Genomic DNA, 15,660 nt, shown 5'->3' on the forward strand with positions numbered 1-15,660 from the left:
TGATTCACCCCCATCCGTTAGTTTAGCCGCCTATCCTTTCACTGCCCCCATCGTAACACCGCTTATAATATATCTCTGCAGCACCAGCGCGATAATCAGAATCGGCATGGTAATGATGACCGCTGCGGCCATTAAGCCGCCCCAATTGATTTCCGAATACGACAAAAAGTTAAATACGGCAATCGGCAGCGTCTTTGTTTTATCCCCTGACAAAACCAGAGAGAACATAAAATTGTTCCATGAGAAAATGAAAGACAGAATGGAAGCCGTCACCACGCCCGGCATCGATAGCGGAAGCATAATACGGAGGAAAGCGCCCTGAATCGTGCATCCGTCCACCCTGGCCGCCTCTTCCAGCTCACCCGGCAGCCCTTCATAAAACGAGATCATAACCCAGATGATAAACGGCATCCCGACCAGCATGTGGCCCAAAATCAATGACGTATAAGAATCCACCAGTCCGATTTTGCTGAAAATGATAAACCACGGGATCATAAACGAGATACCGGGAATAATTCTCGCAATCAGGATCAATAATCCCAAGCCATGCTGTTTATATTTGGCGATGGAGTATGCCGCAGGTAAACCCAAAAGCAATCCGAACAGCGTGGAAAAGAAGCCGACGATAAAACTGTTCATAATAAACTTCGTAAAATTGTGCTCCTCGAACACGGATAAATAGTTATTCAGCGTAGGTTTAAACAGGAGTATGTTCCCGGTAGACATAATTTGCACCTGCGTTTTGAAAGAGGCCAAAATCATCCAGAAAAACGGAAACAAAAAACTGACTATGATCAATAGAACCAGCAGCATGTAAAACCGCCCGAACCAAAGCTGTTTCGTTTTCAATTGAGCACCTCCAAGCGTCTGCGCAATTGAATAATCAACAGACTGATGCCGAGTACCAGGAGGAAGAAGAGCATTAACATCGCCGAGGTCATGCCTAATTGGAAATACTGGAAGCCGAGTTGAAAGCCGTAGATGTTCAGCGTTTCCGTAGCGAATCCGGGTCCCCCTTGGGTCATGGCATAAATAATGTCGAACGTTTTCAACGCGTCGATCGCCCGCAGCAGACCCGCCGCAAAAATGGTGGGCATAAGCAAAGGCAGCGTGATCTTCCAAAACATTTGCCAGACATTCGCGCCGTCAATTTCCGCCGCCTCATAATTTTCTTGCGGCAGCGTCGCCAAACCGGCTAACAAGATTAAAGAAATCATCGGTGTCCACTGCCAAACGTCAACGAGCACAAGCGACGGGATAGCCTGATCAGGAGAAGCGATCCATAACAGCGGCTCCAAACCCAAAAACTTCAAAAATTGGTTGCCGAACCCGATCGTCGGCTCGAAGATCAACAACCAGACCAAACCGATGGCGACCGGTGTGGATACCATGGGAAGAAGAAATAATGTTTTCACCAGATTTTTCCCTCTAAACTTACGGTTAAACAGCACCGCAATGGCGATTCCCAAAACCAGTTCGAACATCATCGCAGCGATGGTGAAATAAAACGTGCGCCCAAAGGCCGCCCAGAAACGCTCGTCATCGAACAGCAGATGCTTGTAATTATCCATAAATACCCAAACCGGTTTTTGTACACCGGACATGCTCCACTCAAAAAAACTCAGATATAACGTATAGCCGATGGGAAAAACAATCATGATGCCTACAAATAACACAGCAGGCAGGACGAAAATATATTTGATGTTTTTTTCAATGAACCGTTCGATAGGTCTCACCCTCTCCCTCCACGCTGAGATGTGAAACCAGGTTGAACATTCAACCCGGTTTCACGCTATATGCAAAGCTCCCGAATTGTGCCGCAGGATATGATTATTTCTCTTTGTCGATTAAAGCCTGGAACTTGGCGTTTTCTTCTTTCGCCGTTTTGTCCACGTCCCCGCCGGTAATGGCCGTCACGATCACCGTACCGACCAAGTCGCGCGCAGCACCTACATTGATGACCAGCGGACGGTCATGACCTACACCGATTTGGCTGGATTTGTCCATCACCTCGGCCAGCTGCTGAGGGAACGCCTTCGTGCCTTCGGGCTTCGACCAGACCGATTTGCGTGCCCCCGGGTTGCCTGCGCCTTGAATCTTCGTGGAGTTTTCTTTATTCGTTGCCCACTTCACAAACTCCCAGGCAGCATCCTGCTGCTTGGATTTGGAGTTCACCGAAAGCCCCCAGGACGTCACATTGTACGGTTTCTGTCCTGTGGCGCCGGCCGGAAAAACGGCAAAGCCGATTTGATCAGCCGGAACTTTCGATTTTTGTGGATCCAGCATGTTCGGATAAAGACTATCGGCATCCGTGTACATAGCGGCTTTGCCTTGAGCGAATACGCCCAACGCTTGCGGCCAGCTCATGTTCAATACGCCCGGAGGTCCGTAGCTTTTCAGCAGGTCGCCGTAAAGCTTAAACGCTTGAATCGCTTCCGGCGTATCGATCGTCGCTTTGCCGTCCTTTATGAAATCGCCGCCGGAGCTGTAGAGGAAGCTCGAAAACTGGGTCACGGCCGGCGAACGCTGTCCGCGGGCGACAAAGCCGTAGAACTCGTTTTTCGGATCGTTCAGTTTTTCCGCCGCCGCTTTCAGTTCATCCAATGTTTGGGGGACCTGGATGTTATTCTTTTCAAAAATATCTTTGCGGTAGTAAAGAATTTCGCGTTCGGTGATCAGCGGAACGCCGTATAATTTTCCGTCCTGCATCAAGGTGCTGACGGAGCCTTCGCTGAAATCGTTAAAATCCCACTCGGTGTCCTTTGATTTTTCGGTAAGGTCGGCCACCCAGCCGTTTTTCATATACAGCTTCGCATCCTGCAATGGACGTATCATGAACACATCCAGGCTTGAAGAGCCTGCCGTAAGCTCAACGGTCAGTTTCTGCGTCAGCTGATCTTCAAAGAATTGCTCCAAGTTGACTTTCATTCCCGTTGCCTGTTCAAATTCCGGAATCATGGGCTTCAAAGCTTCGGTCCAAGGATGGTTGGCCGTCACAACCCTTAAGCTGACGCCGTCGAATTTTTTGGCCGGGGCGGCTGAATTCGCATCGTTGGCTGCCGCTCCTCCGGAAGGAGCAGGACCCGAACCGGAGCCTGAATTGCCGCTGCAGCCGATGAGGCCGGCAAGCATGACTGCTGACATCGACAGTACTGCCAATTTATTCGCCTTTTTCACCCAAATCATCACCTTTTCTTATAAAAGTAGGTATAAAAGAACTCCGTATTGCCCTTTACACGCTTCTTTTTACTCTTGCCACCAGCTCTTCAAGAATCGTCTTGAGTTCTTCCGGGTTGGCGCTCGGACTGAACTCTTTTTTGTCAATGACCAGCGGAGCGCCTACTACAACCAACGGGGCACCATGTTTCGGCATGTCCGCCGCCTGATCGATGGACAGCCCGCCAACGGCCTGAACCGGAATGTTAACCGCTTTCACAATATCATGCAGATGATCGTATGGCGTCCTGGCAGGGTCTACCGCTCTCTCATCGTAGCCGGTATGGACGATAATATAATCCACTCCGTTAGCCTCCAGCATTTTGGCGCAGGCTACCGGGTCGGGAGACGCCATAATATCGCCCATGACCTGGATGTTGAAATCTCTGGCGGCTTTCACTACCGCACGGATCGTAGCGGGATGGGCTACCCCCATAACGACAACGTGCGTCGCCCCCGCTCTGGCCATCATTTCCGCTTCCAAATAACCGCCGTCCATCGTTTTTAAATCCGCCACGATCGGATGATCCGGAAAGGCCTCCCGCAGCCTTTTTACGGCATGCAGCCCTTCACCCAGGAGCAGGGGCGTGCCGGCTTCGATCCAATCCACCCCGGCTTCCACAGCCACCTTCGCCATCTCGAGAGCGGCTTCAATATGAGGTAAATCCAAAGAGATTTGTAAAATCGGCTTCATAAATGACAAGACCTCCTCTGATTGGTGCTTCGAGCGTTGCGGACTGGCCAAAATAGGCGATTAGGCGTGAACCCATACACTGGATACAATGTGGAGATCGCTTCAGCAGACGCCGGCCCCTTATCTCGAATCCGAATGTCTTTATAGCGGCTGGATGCTCATGGTATGTAACCGCTATCATTTTGTACAATACATTATATGTATAGTTACATAAGTAATACTTATCGTAATAACTTCGATAATTAATACCTCACAAACCTTCATCCGCCGCTTTTTCATAAGCGGCGCGAGGTACCTGGGTCGCCAACTTTCCGCCGCTCACGTCGATCATCGTCCCGGTGATGTAAGAGGCATAATCGGAGGCCAAGAAGCAGATCAGGCAGGCCACATCCTTCTTCTCCCCCCATTTGCGCAGTGTCAATGTATCCAGCAACCGCTCCTGCTTCTCCTTGGGCAGCTCGGTAAAATGGTTCAGCGTTGTCGGGATCATACCCGGGGCGTACGCATTCACCGTAATATCCCACGGCCCCAATTCACCGGCAAGGACGCGAGTAAACTGCCCGACTCCTGCCTTGGCCGATGCATAGGCCGCACTTCCGATACTCGGGATCATCGCCGCAAACGAAGCCGCGTTAAGGATTCGCCCGTATTTCTGTTTTTTCATGACCGGAATGACCGCCTTGCACATCTGAAAGGTGCCCTTCATATTGATATCGTGGCACAAATCCCATGCCTCTTCCGATATCTCATCCACCCAGCCGTCACCCGTGATGCCGGCATTGTTAACGAGAATGTCGATGCGACCGTATGCGGCCGTTACTTCCTGCACAATTTCCTGGATGCGGTGATAGTCTCGCACGTCACAAACATACTGGCGTCCCGTACAGTTACTTGCGGCCAGTTCCTTGGCCAAGTCATCCAATTCGGACGGATTCACATCCAATGCGACGGTCGTTACGCCTTCCGCGGCTAAAGTCACAAGAATTTCGCGGCCTATCCCCCGGCCCGCCCCCGTTACGATGGCTACTTTTCCACGCAAATCGATAAGCACACGTCATCTCTCCCTTGATTATGGAGTTAAGCGAAAAAGCTTTTGAGATTCCCTTAACAGTTACACCTCACACGTCCCCCAAAGAAAAATAGTACCGCTTTCAAATACAAATACACCTCTAATGGCAGACTATGGTTTCTCCGGTAAGGTAGTCGGATTGGGAGCTGGCCAAAAATAAGACGATTTTAGCCATATCATCGGGTTGGGCAACCTGCTGCAGGCGGGACCCCTCCGTTTTGATCTGGTCACCCGCGACGCGGGTAGCCCTAAATCTGCCCGTGTACGTCGCCGCAGGGGCAATACAATTGACATTCACATCGTAGGGGCGAAGCTGCTCGCCTAAACAGAGCGTGTAATGGGAAATGCCTGCTTTTGCGGCCGCATAAATCACACCGACCGTTGTTGCCACGTGACCTGCAGCTGAACCGACGTTCACAATTTTACCGGAACGGCGTTCCCTCATATGGGCTCCGACATATTTACACATGCACATCACATTCAACAGATTGAGATTAAGCACAGCCTGAATATCTTCTACCTTAATATCGATTGCATTGTTAGGATCGGGACGGGGAGTGCTGGCACCGATATCCCCTCCTGCGTTATTAACAAGAATATCGATATGCCCAAATTGATTGATCGCCTGCTCGACAAACGTCTCTATTTGCACAGGATTCGTCAAATCGGCAGCCAGAAAGGCCGAACGCCGGCCCAATGCACGGATCTCGTCTGCCACCGCTTCTCCCGAAACGGCCTCGCCGAATTGAGCGGCCGCTGTCGGACTCACATCATGAATAATGACGTCCGCGCCGGCCCGAGCCAAATACAAGGCATAATAACGGCCCAGCCCCCGGCTGGATCCGGTTACCAATGCTATCTTTCCCGTCAGGTTCATGTCAGTCATCGCTGCACCTCTTTGTTTTATATTTGCGGGGCATCCCGCATTAAGAAAAATATTGGGTTACTTTGCCTTTCAAAAATTGAACCGACTCCCGCAAATCGCCAAGACCGTTCACTCCATCTTCTATCGAGATCCAGCTGCGGAAGCGGATGGAGTGAAGCTGCTCAAAAATTCGATCGTAATCGTTAATGCCTTTACCGATCACGCCATGGGCCAGCGCTTGCGAATATCCTTGCAATGAATATTCTTTTAAATCGTCCAGCGTGTATCCTTCTTTCAAGTATCGATCGCTCGCATGCATGGTGATCAGGCGGTGCTTGACCTGGGCGAGCAGTTTCAGCGGGTCCTCTCCGGCAAAAATGGCATTGGACGGATCAAAGTTGACCCCAAACCATGGTGATGCGATCTGTTCGACGATTTCCAAATAAATATCGGATGGCTGGGCAAACTCGGGATGAATCCAAAACCCGTCTTTGTAGTGATTTTCCATCACCAAATGAACATTTTGGCGTTCGGCATACGGCAGCAGCTCTTGTATGGATTCGACAGTCCAGCGAATGCCGTCTTCCCTGGATACCTCCGGGCGCTTTTGACCGGACAATACCCGGCAGCTGCGGAACCGGTCAGGTCCCAGGAATGCCATGATATCGATGATTTGTCTCATTTTCTCGATTTCTTGCTTGCGAAAGGATGGGTCAGGGTGGGTAAAATCCGGGGAGGAGCACATCATGGGAATTTCCAAACCTTGTTCTTGTGCTGATTCTTTCACTTGGGTCAAATACTCCGCATCCTGCTGTTTCAGGAAAAGCGGGTACAATTCCAATCCGTCAGCGCCTAAGGTCCCTGCCATTTCGATCCACTCAAACAACGTCATTCTGCCATCGGACAATTCGTCCATATAGCCCTTGGGAAAAACCGAGATTTTAGGCCCGTCTTGTAGACTCATCCAGGTTGCTCCTTTTCTGTGGTTTTGAATGAAACGTTTCATGTTTAATGTGAAAATAGTCCGGTCTCTCCCCTGCTTTACGTAATATAAGCGTTATCTATCCACTTCAAGAGACAGCACCTGACGATTCCCTGACGAACAACTCGGGCTTAATGAATACATGGGATACCTCGTTTTGATCCCGGTCGTTCAAACGCCTGAGAATGATCTCGGCCGCTTTGCGCCCGATCGTTAAAGGTGACTGGCTGACATAGGTCACGGAGGGGATGATCAGATTCCATTGATATTCCAATTGACCGAACGTAACGAGAGTAAGGTCTTCGGGAATCCGAATTCCTTTTTCGCGGCAAGCCATGACGATGCCGGCCGTCATGTTGTTATTAACCGATAAAATCGCCGTTGGCGGCTCATCCTGCGAGAAAAAATAGGCGACTGCCTCATATCCCCCGTTATATTGAAAGTTTCCATAGAATTGATTTTCTTCTGAAAGCGGAATCCCATAAGCGGAAAATGCACTGATTATACCATCGTGACGGATTTTTCCATGCACCGTATGGATATCACCGTGCACGACCCCAATTCTCCAATGCCCCAGTTCAACCAAATGCCGGGTCAATAATTCCATGCCTAGCATATTATTATCGGCCACGATATCAGCCGGCACTGACAACACGGGACGATCGACAAGAACGATCGGAATTTGGCGTTCTATGAGTGTACGTATTTCATCATTGACTTTTCCCGTCGTGCAGACGATAATGCCATCCACTCTTTTTTCATACAGCATTTTTAATTTTTTTCGTTCAATCTCAGGATTTTCCTTGGTCGAGCTGATCAGCAATTGGTAATCATGTTCATTCATCACATCTTCGATGGCCTTGGCCAATGTCATTTGAAACGGATTGGTGATATCGCCCAAAAGAACGGCCAATGTATTGGTAGTGGATGATTTCAAGCTTCTGGCAACGGCATTCGGGTGGTAATTCAGCTCATGCACTGCCTTCCAAACCTTTTCCTGGAGCTCGGGTTTCACTTTGCCTTCTCTGTTAATCACTTTGGAAGCGGTTCCAACAGAAACACCGGCTCGCTTCGAGACATCTTTAATGGTTGGTTTCATAATACTTTATACAACCTCCATGCTTCCCTCCTTGACAAGAGAAATGAAACGTTTCATAACCAATATATTCCTGATTTCATTTGGTGTCAAGTGTATTTTATGTAAAATTATGTATAAAAACCATTCCAGCGTACGGGCCGGAATGGTGCATCTTATTAAACATATTTATTAGGGGGTAAACTGACGAGAAAGATCGTGGGGATGGTGCGGATTACTCGTCTTGGCGGTAAATCGGGGCTTCATCATCGTCTTTTTCAACGAGCTTCGCATGCACTACTAATCTCCCATCGACCTGATCAAGCGTATAATCGCACGTGGACAAGGTGACGATTCGGTCTTCAGCCGTCAAAGCCGTATCCGACTTGTACAGCGATTTTTCTTGAATGGTTTGCAGGAACGATCTGTATTCATCTTCGCTATCGAACTCCGTTTGAATATAGTTAAAGTCCGTCGTCGTATAGTAGACCGAAAAAATTTCAGCCCGATAGCTTTGATATAAGGTATCGAAAGTGAAGGTCCGATGACGATTGTAAAAATCTTTGTTAAGAAACTTCTTCAGGTCGCCAAACATGGAACCGTCTTTCATCCGATGCCCGTAAATAACGGTATTCGGATCGGGTGCAATGATCGCGTTGCGAAAGTCCATAAAAATACTTCCTGACCTCGCGTTCTCCCGCTTGTAATTCCGGTTTAAGTAATAGTCATTATTCATCGTTTGCAGGATCGGGTAAGAGATACGGGTGTCATCGATTTTAATCCATCCGACCACATCCCGGTTCACTTGAAGCAAGTCGATAAACGGCGAACGCACATCGGGCACGGCTTCGGCTTGAGCAGCGTTAAAGCTAACGCCGGAAACCGTGTCCCCAGTCCGGCTAAGGGCAGCCTGAGGGTTATCCTCATCTGCGGAGCCCTCATAAAGCGCACGGGCTTCGGCCAATGCTTGCGAATTTCTATAATAATCGATGAAGATGCCGCTTAATTGGAACAGCGAGAAAAAAAACAACACAGTCATCAGGACGTTTACAAGCCTACTGGCTTTCATTTTTAAATACCCACCGGAACCACGTATAATCCCGCAGCGTCGTCATGCTTCACGACCACTTGAACCCCATAGATCGAATGAATCGTCTTCTCCGTAATCACTTCATCCGGTTTGCCTTTCAGTTCGATGACCCCATTCTTCATCACCAGGACGTTGTCGCTATAACGGATCGCTTGATTAATGTCGTGCAGCACCATGACAATCGTCAATCCATAATTTACATTCAGGCTTTTAATCAACTCCAACAGTTCAAACTGGTAATAAATGTCCAGAAAAGTGGTCGGTTCGTCCAAAAACAAGATCGGCGTTTTTTGGGCCAAAGCCATGGCGATCCAAACCCGCTGCCGTTCCCCCCCGGACAGTTGATTTATCGTTGTATGGCGCTTGGTTTGAAGATTCGTGCAAGCTAAAGCCCAATCGATGGCTTCAGCATCCTCATCCCTCCGGGAAGCAAACATGCTTTTATGCGCCAATCGGCCAAAGCCGGTCAGCATTTCAACGGTCATATCGGCAGGCGCATCGTTATGCTGATGGACAACCGCCAATTTTTTGGCGAGTTCTTTCGGTGTGTAGCTGTAAATCGATTTGCCGTCCAATATCACTTGACCGCTATGAGGAGCATAATGCTGCGACATGACCCCAAGAAGCGTCGACTTGCCGCAGCCGTTCGGACCAATAATGGTCGTGATTTTGCCAAGTTCGATTTCACCGTTTACTGATTTCAGATGATCCACTCTTCGATCATACGAAAAGCTTACTTGATTAATTTCCATAGACGCGGTCACTCTTTCTCAGCAGGAATATTAAAAAAGGGCCGCCGATCACGGTCATAATAATGGATGCCGGTATTTCCGCAGGTGCAAGCAGAGTGCGGCCGAGTGTATCAGCCGTCAAAATAAGCAGCGCTCCTGCAAGGGCGGAGAACGGAATGAGAACCCTATGGTCCGAGCCAACCAGCAGCCGGGCAATATGAGGCACCAGCAAGCCGACAAAAGCGATGAGTCCCCCGATCGCGGTGGATACGGCGGCCAAAAGTACGGCGACCGCGGAAATGAGCAGCCTGGCCCGCGATACGTTTAAGCCCAGATTTTTTGCCGATTTGTCCTGAAGCGACAGCAGGTTGCACCACGAGCATAAGAACAAGGAAAGGAGCAGTCCGATCGAACCGTAAATGGCAATCGATTGGACGTCGCTCCATGTTTTCATCGTAAAAATGGAAGTCGTCGCCTGATTCACGGTTGTCACCGCATAGCTGCCTCTGTAATTGAACGATTGTCCTAAACCCGTAAACGTAGCGTTAATGGCAATCCCGACCAGAATGATCCGTATGGGACTAAGACCCGACTTCCAGGAGAGCGAATAGACCAGAAAACATGCCAAAGCGCCGCCGATAAAAGCGAACAGCGGCAGCCAGAAAAAAAAGGTCGGAAAAATCGTGACAAAGAGGACGGATATGAATCCGGCTCCCGAAGAGATGCCGATGACGCCGGCATCCGCCAGAGAGCTTCTCATGACGGCTTGCAGCAGCACACCGGATACCGCCAACGATGCCCCGACAAACAGAGCTACGATAATCCTTGGCAAGCGCAAATCTTTAATGACTTCCACATTTTTATTCGTACCGGTAAACAGACCTTGAATCAGCTCCAAGCCGCCAACCTTTATACTTCCTGTAGTTACGGAAAAGACGGTCACGGCAAGGAGCAAAACGACGATACCGGTAAAGCTTAAAACGATTTTATTCATAACCATTGCCCTCTATCGTTTCGTAGTTAAGGATACAGCATCTTGACGAGTTCATTCAAAGCTTCAACCGCAGCAAGATTACCTGTTGTTCCAAACAACTCTTCTTTCAGGTCGTAAACTCTGTTGTTTTTCACAGCGTCAAAATGCTTCCAAATATCATTTTTCTTAAACTCTTGATCAAACATTTTGACGACCTCGTCCGGCATGCCATGCGCCGCCCTAAGAATGACGTCGGGATTAGCCTGCTGTAAATATTCGGTGTTGGAAGCCAAATATTCGACGGTTTCGCCCTGCACAATATTTATCCCACCGGCCAGCTTCACGAGATCTCCAATGTACGAATGTTCGGTAGCCACAAGATAACTCCCCGGCACGCCGAGCAATATAAGAACGCTAGGTCTTTTTTTGCCCTCCGTTTCTTTTCGGATTTGTTCCATTTTGTCGTTAAACCGATGAATGATCGCTTCCGCTTGCTTTTCCCGGCCGTATTTGTCGCCGAGCGACCGAATCGCGTCGTTCATCCTGCCGATGCTGGTCAGGTCCAGAAAGTTCGCCGGAACAGCCGCGTTTTCAAATACCGGTGCCAGATCGTACTCCAGTGTGGTCACGGAAAGCACTTCCGTCGGGTCGAGCGATTTCAAAATTTCCATATTCGGACTCATCGGATTGCCAACCTTCGTAATTCCTTCGTATCGTTTGGGCAGCTGCTTATAGCTGGTCGGGATGCCTACCAAATCAAGTTCCAATGCATCCATGATTTCCGTGGCTGCTACTGTCGTCGCCACGATTCGATGCCCGGTATTCTCTTCCGCTGCAGCCGTATCGACCTTCGCATTCGAATTCGCGTCAGCTTCCGATGAGCAGCCTGTAATCACAGCTAACAGAAGAATAGTCATTATCGCGCTTATTACTTTGTTCATCTTGCTATTGCCTCCTTTCGTCGGATCGAAGCGGCCTGTCAGGTATTCCAAAAATACGGAGGACGCCGGTCTCCCGGCCTCCCCCTGTATGCATCTACTATCGGTTATCCATTCGTTTCTTACTTGATTTGGTTCATCATCGCAAGAATGTAGGCTACTGCTTCTACGCGGGTCGCACTTGCCTTCGGCGCAAAATGCTGATCGTCTCTTACATTCATTATCCCAAGGCTGAGCGCTGTGGCCACTTCGGCTTTCGCCCACTCCGGAATTTGATCCGCATCCGCGAAAGTAAGCTCTGCATTCGAAGCCAATGGAATTCGTGACGCCCGAATCATCATCACCGCCAACTCGGCGCGGTTAATGGTGTGATCTAAACGGAAGGTTCCGTCTTCATAGCCTCTAACCACTTCCGAGCCCACCATTTGTGCCAGGCCCGGTCTGATCCATTCCGGGATGTTCTCGAAATCGGCAAGGGTCGGTTCGGCTGCAGCGGCTTTCGGCTTGAGCGCCCGGTTGATCATCACCATAAATTCGGCACGGTTTACCTGGCGCTCCGGACGGAAGGTACCGTCCTCATAGCCGTTGACGATGCCGAGTCCCACGGCCCGCTCGATCAAAGCCTTCGCCCAATGGTCCTCGATATCCTTCAAGCGTACCTGCTCAATGATGGGGCTAGAGCCGGAAGGGTGATCGGCATTGTCCGAATCCTTTGGATCCTTTGGTTCCTTTGGTTCCTTCTTTTCCTCGACATAGGTCTTGATGCTGTCCTTGTCAAACAGGATTTCAACATCATAATCGCCAACATATTTGTCCGGAACAGCCATGCGGATTTGCGCATAAATCTTCGTCTCAGCGTCTACTACGTCGAATTGAACCGTTCTTGAATTGTCTTCCTTGCTCGACGCAATGACCTCTGCATTGACCAGCTTGCCGTCCACCTCTACCTTGAAGCCGGGCACTTCTTTGCTTTGGTTCAGAATGAGGGCGACATAGCTTTTTCCGTCTTTCACCGTCAATTTCGCGGGATGCTTCACATAATCGTTCGCGACCGACGCCTGATCTGTCCCCCGCCTGTTTATGACGAAGTCAATCGCGTATTCGCCGGGCTCCAGCTCTTCCGTAAACGGCTTGACAGTCGTCTTGGCCCCGTTCGCGTCGATAGGGATCAGGCTGGACTTATCGAAGGTAATGTGAATATCATAATCGTGGAAATATTTGAACTCCGGCCATTCGATTTTCACCCAAGCTTTAAGCTTGGCCGTCAAATCCGCGACCTTGAATCGAACGACGCGCGTATTTTTCGCCTCATCGACGCTCATGACTTCGGTATCCACGAGACTGTCCCCGTCCGCGACCCGAAACCCGGTCACTTCTTTACTTTGCTTGAGCGTGATCGACGCATACATCTGTCCGTTGGTTACCGTCAACGTTCCGGGGGTTATGACGTAATCCTGCATGACCGACTTCTGTTCGGTATTATACTTCAATATTTTGTAATTGATGCTGTAAGTGCCATCTTCAATTCCATGAATATTGGACGGGATCGTCCCGCCTCCCGGATTTGTTCCTGGATTTGAGGTAACGGGATTGATTTGACCCAACGCAATCCGGAATGTGCGCGTTGCCTTATCTTCGCCCTGTGGCACCTCAAGAATAAGCCTGTAGCTCGCCGACAAGTCTTCCAATTCAAACTGAGCCTCTGTAGTGCTTTCTCCGGCGCTTAACACGCTTACGACTCCGGATTGCTTTAAAGCAACTTTCGGTAAAATATCTTGTGTTGACCCATCGGATTTCAGCATTTGCAATTTCGTTATCGCAGCACCGTTTTTCAGTTTAAACGAAACGATATTTTTTCCGTTTTCAACTTTGATTTCCCCGGTATTCTCCATATAGGAGCTCAACGGAATGTCCGACTCATCCTCAGAGGTTCCGACAATCTCGAACGTATACACTCCGTCTGGAAGCGAGCCGCTTCCCGGATGGCCAATGACCGAGGCCGTAAACTCCGAAAGCGCCGTTTGCAGCGCGGTTACGGCCTGATCCACCTGCTGCTGGGTCGCTGCCGGATTCTCAGCCGTCGCTTTAGCCTGATTGATCGCAGCCTGCAGCGCGCTCTTTGCTCCCGCCGGATATTGTCCGGCTGCGCTTCCTTCCACCGCTGCGTCATGCTTCGATTGGGCATCCGCGATTAACGCATTCAGCTGCGTTTTGTTCACGATGGCGGCAATATCGCTAAAGCCTAAATCCACCTCGTACTCGTGGTCGTAAACACCGATCGGGGGAGGCAGCACCCAATACACCTTTACCCAACCAGCTAACCTGGCCGACAAATCGTCCACTTCGAATTGCACGACCCTGGTGTTCGCCGCCTCGTCACGGCTTACCGTGGTCGTTTCTACCAAAATGCCGTCCCGCTCCGTCTTGAACGACAGCGTTTCCGCACTTTGCTTCAAGGTAAAGGAAACCAGCTTTTTCCCGCCCTGGACCTTCAGCTTCCCGCTGTTTCGATCCACATAATCATACATTACCGACGGTTCATCCGTGCCCTTTTTATAAATCGTAAACCCGATATTGTACTCTCCGTCTGGAAGCGAACCGCCCCCCGGATGGCTAATGACCGATGCCGTAAATGCCGTAAGCGCCGTTTGCAGCGCGGTTACGGCCTGATCCACCTGCTGCTGGGTCGCTGCCGGATTCTCAGCCGTCGCTTTAGCCTGATTGATCGCAGCCTGCAGCGCGCTCTTTGCTCCCGCCGGATATTGTCCGGCTGCGCTTCCTTCCACCGCTGCGTCATGCTTCGATTGGGCATCCGCGATTAACGCATTCAGCTGCGTTTTGTTCACGATGGCGGCAATATCGCTAAAGCCTAAATCCACCTCGTACTCGTGGTCGTAAACACCGATCGGGGGAGGCAGCACCCAATACACCTTTACCCAACCGGCTAACCTGGCCGACAAATCGTCCACTTCGAATTGCACGACCCTGGTGTTCGCCGCCTCGTCACGGCTTACCGTGGTCGTTTCTACCAAAATGCCGTCCCGCTCCGTCTTGAACGACAGCGTTTCCGCACTTTGCTTCAAGGTAAAGGAAACCAGCTTTTTCCCGCCCTGGACCTTCAGCTTCCCGCTGTTTCGATCCACATAATCATACATTACCGACGGTTCATCCGTGCCCTTTTTATAAATCGTAAAGCCGATATTGTACTCTCCGTCTGGAAGCGAACCGCTTTCCGGCTGGCCAATGACTGACGCCGTAAACGCCGAAAGCGCCGTTTGAAGTTCCGCTTGCGCCGTATTCAGCTCCTGCTCGGAATACTCTGCGGATCCTTCTTTGACGAATTGATCGGCCTGGGTAATCGCAGCCTGCAGCGTATTTTTCGACCCTATCGGATATTGACCGGGTGCGCTTCCTTCCACGGCCGCGTCATGTACGCTCTGAGCCTGTGACACCAAAGCCCTCAATGCCGTTTTATCTCCAGCAGGCACCACATGAACCGTGTACGACACATCGTTTAATTTCAGCTTATCCCCTTGTCCGTTCGTAATGTAAATGTCGGACACGGTAACTACAGGGTTACTGGCTGCAGGGATTTTAGACTTAAAAACAAATACCGAGAAGCTTTTTTCCGCGCCGCCACTGAAGGCATAAGGGTTGCCGGCGCTTTTGACCGTGTGGGTAGTTTTAACGACCCCCGGCGATAGCTCGGTTGATTCGGGAGCATGGAAATAACTGTCGTCTATCGTCGGAATCCGGACGAGCTCCAGCTCATTCGGATCGAAATGGACCGTCGCTTCATGCTCATGCACCTGCTCATAAACCGCATCTGTCACGCCGCTAATCTTAACGGCCACCTCGATCTCATTGCCGAAAACGAATTGAACAGCCCCGGCAGGTCTCGAGTCCAGCCTCGCTTCAGGACTGTCAACCGCATGAGCGACCGGAACCGGGATATGTATGGTGGCCAAAAAAACAAACAGCATAAGAAAAAGGGAAACATGTTTCCTGAATGATCTGTTCAAAATGA

General features: G+C 50.0%; 13 protein-coding genes. All 13 read right to left on the reverse strand.

What is annotated here, in order from left to right; all coding sequences use genetic code 11:
* Nucleotides 1-30 precede the first annotated feature (30 nt).
* The gene (locus BLT35_RS03580) at nt 31-813 is read right to left on the reverse strand and encodes a carbohydrate ABC transporter permease (RefSeq protein WP_137670526.1); all 783 of its coding nucleotides are present in this window, start codon (nt 811-813) and stop codon (nt 31-33) included.
* A 32-nt stretch (nt 814-845) separates the two neighbouring features.
* The gene (locus BLT35_RS03585) at nt 846-1,736 is read right to left on the reverse strand and encodes a carbohydrate ABC transporter permease (RefSeq protein WP_074727014.1); all 891 of its coding nucleotides are present in this window, start codon (nt 1,734-1,736) and stop codon (nt 846-848) included.
* 94 nt (nt 1,737-1,830) lie between these two features.
* A complete protein-coding gene (locus BLT35_RS03590; protein WP_375162505.1) occupies nt 1,831-3,177 on the reverse strand; it encodes an ABC transporter substrate-binding protein in 1,347 nt (448 codons plus the stop codon).
* 55 nt (nt 3,178-3,232) lie between these two features.
* Nucleotides 3,233-3,910: an orotidine 5'-phosphate decarboxylase / HUMPS family protein gene (locus tag BLT35_RS03595; protein ID WP_054818748.1), complete on the reverse strand. Its 678-nt coding sequence runs from the start codon at nt 3,908-3,910 to the stop codon at nt 3,233-3,235.
* Between the two features lie 250 nt (nt 3,911-4,160).
* The gene (locus BLT35_RS03600; RefSeq protein ID WP_074727015.1) at nt 4,161-4,961 is read right to left on the reverse strand and encodes an SDR family NAD(P)-dependent oxidoreductase; all 801 of its coding nucleotides are present in this window, start codon (nt 4,959-4,961) and stop codon (nt 4,161-4,163) included.
* Nucleotides 4,962-5,079: 118 nt separating this feature from the next.
* The gene (locus BLT35_RS03605; protein ID WP_074727016.1) at nt 5,080-5,865 is read right to left on the reverse strand and encodes an SDR family NAD(P)-dependent oxidoreductase; all 786 of its coding nucleotides are present in this window, start codon (nt 5,863-5,865) and stop codon (nt 5,080-5,082) included.
* A 40-nt stretch (nt 5,866-5,905) separates the two neighbouring features.
* Nucleotides 5,906-6,808 carry a sugar phosphate isomerase/epimerase family protein gene (locus BLT35_RS03610; protein ID WP_054818746.1) on the reverse strand — a complete coding sequence of 301 codons (903 nt, stop codon included), beginning with the start codon at nt 6,806-6,808 and terminating at the stop codon, nt 5,906-5,908.
* 106 nt (nt 6,809-6,914) lie between these two features.
* Nucleotides 6,915-7,925, reverse strand: a complete 1,011-nt coding sequence (locus BLT35_RS03615; RefSeq protein ID WP_074727017.1) for a LacI family DNA-binding transcriptional regulator — start codon at nt 7,923-7,925, stop codon at nt 6,915-6,917.
* Nucleotides 7,926-8,136: 211 nt separating this feature from the next.
* A complete protein-coding gene (gene srtB / locus BLT35_RS03620) occupies nt 8,137-8,970 on the reverse strand; it encodes a class B sortase (protein ID WP_062407381.1) in 834 nt (277 codons plus the stop codon).
* A 2-nt stretch (nt 8,971-8,972) separates the two neighbouring features.
* Nucleotides 8,973-9,743, reverse strand: coding sequence for an ABC transporter ATP-binding protein (locus BLT35_RS03625; protein WP_054818743.1), 771 nt, complete (start codon nt 9,741-9,743; stop codon nt 8,973-8,975).
* Nucleotides 9,733-10,716, reverse strand: coding sequence for a FecCD family ABC transporter permease (locus BLT35_RS03630; RefSeq protein WP_062407378.1), 984 nt, complete (start codon nt 10,714-10,716; stop codon nt 9,733-9,735). The genes BLT35_RS03625 and BLT35_RS03630 overlap by 11 nt, the downstream gene beginning before the upstream one ends.
* A gap of 26 nt (nt 10,717-10,742) precedes the next feature.
* Nucleotides 10,743-11,636 (reverse strand): heme ABC transporter substrate-binding protein IsdE, encoded by an 894-nt coding sequence (gene isdE / locus BLT35_RS03635; RefSeq protein ID WP_062407376.1) that lies wholly within the window; start codon nt 11,634-11,636, stop codon nt 10,743-10,745.
* 119 nt (nt 11,637-11,755) lie between these two features.
* Nucleotides 11,756-15,616 carry an NEAT domain-containing protein gene (locus BLT35_RS03640; RefSeq protein WP_175471919.1) on the reverse strand — a complete coding sequence of 1,287 codons (3,861 nt, stop codon included), beginning with the start codon at nt 15,614-15,616 and terminating at the stop codon, nt 11,756-11,758.
* Between the last annotated feature and the right edge of the window lie 44 nt (nt 15,617-15,660).

Source organism: Paenibacillus naphthalenovorans (assembly GCF_900099895.1).
In the GTDB taxonomy this organism is placed as follows: Bacteria; Bacillota; Bacilli; order Paenibacillales; family NBRC-103111; genus Paenibacillus_G; species Paenibacillus_G naphthalenovorans.

Coding starts and splice junctions, on each gene's coding strand:
- BLT35_RS03630 (WP_062407378.1), bottom strand. CDS start 10,716: ATGAATAAAATCGTTTTAAGCTTTACCGGTATCGTCGTTTTGCTCCTT.
- BLT35_RS03580 (WP_137670526.1), bottom strand. CDS start 813: ATGCTGCTGGTTCTATTGATCATAGTCAGTTTTTTGTTTCCGTTTTTC.
- BLT35_RS03625 (WP_054818743.1), bottom strand. CDS start 9,743: ATGGAAATTAATCAAGTAAGCTTTTCGTATGATCGAAGAGTGGATCAT.
- BLT35_RS03615 (WP_074727017.1), bottom strand. CDS start 7,925: ATGAAACCAACCATTAAAGATGTCTCGAAGCGAGCCGGTGTTTCTGTT.
- BLT35_RS03595 (WP_054818748.1), bottom strand. CDS start 3,910: ATGAAGCCGATTTTACAAATCTCTTTGGATTTACCTCATATTGAAGCC.
- BLT35_RS03605 (WP_074727016.1), bottom strand. CDS start 5,865: ATGACTGACATGAACCTGACGGGAAAGATAGCATTGGTAACCGGATCC.
- BLT35_RS03610 (WP_054818746.1), bottom strand. CDS start 6,808: ATGAGTCTACAAGACGGGCCTAAAATCTCGGTTTTTCCCAAGGGCTAT.
- isdE (WP_062407376.1), bottom strand. CDS start 11,636: ATGAACAAAGTAATAAGCGCGATAATGACTATTCTTCTGTTAGCTGTG.
- BLT35_RS03640 (WP_175471919.1), bottom strand. CDS start 15,616: ATGCTGTTTGTTTTTTTGGCCACCATACATATCCCGGTTCCGGTCGCT.
- srtB (WP_062407381.1), bottom strand. CDS start 8,970: ATGAAAGCCAGTAGGCTTGTAAACGTCCTGATGACTGTGTTGTTTTTT.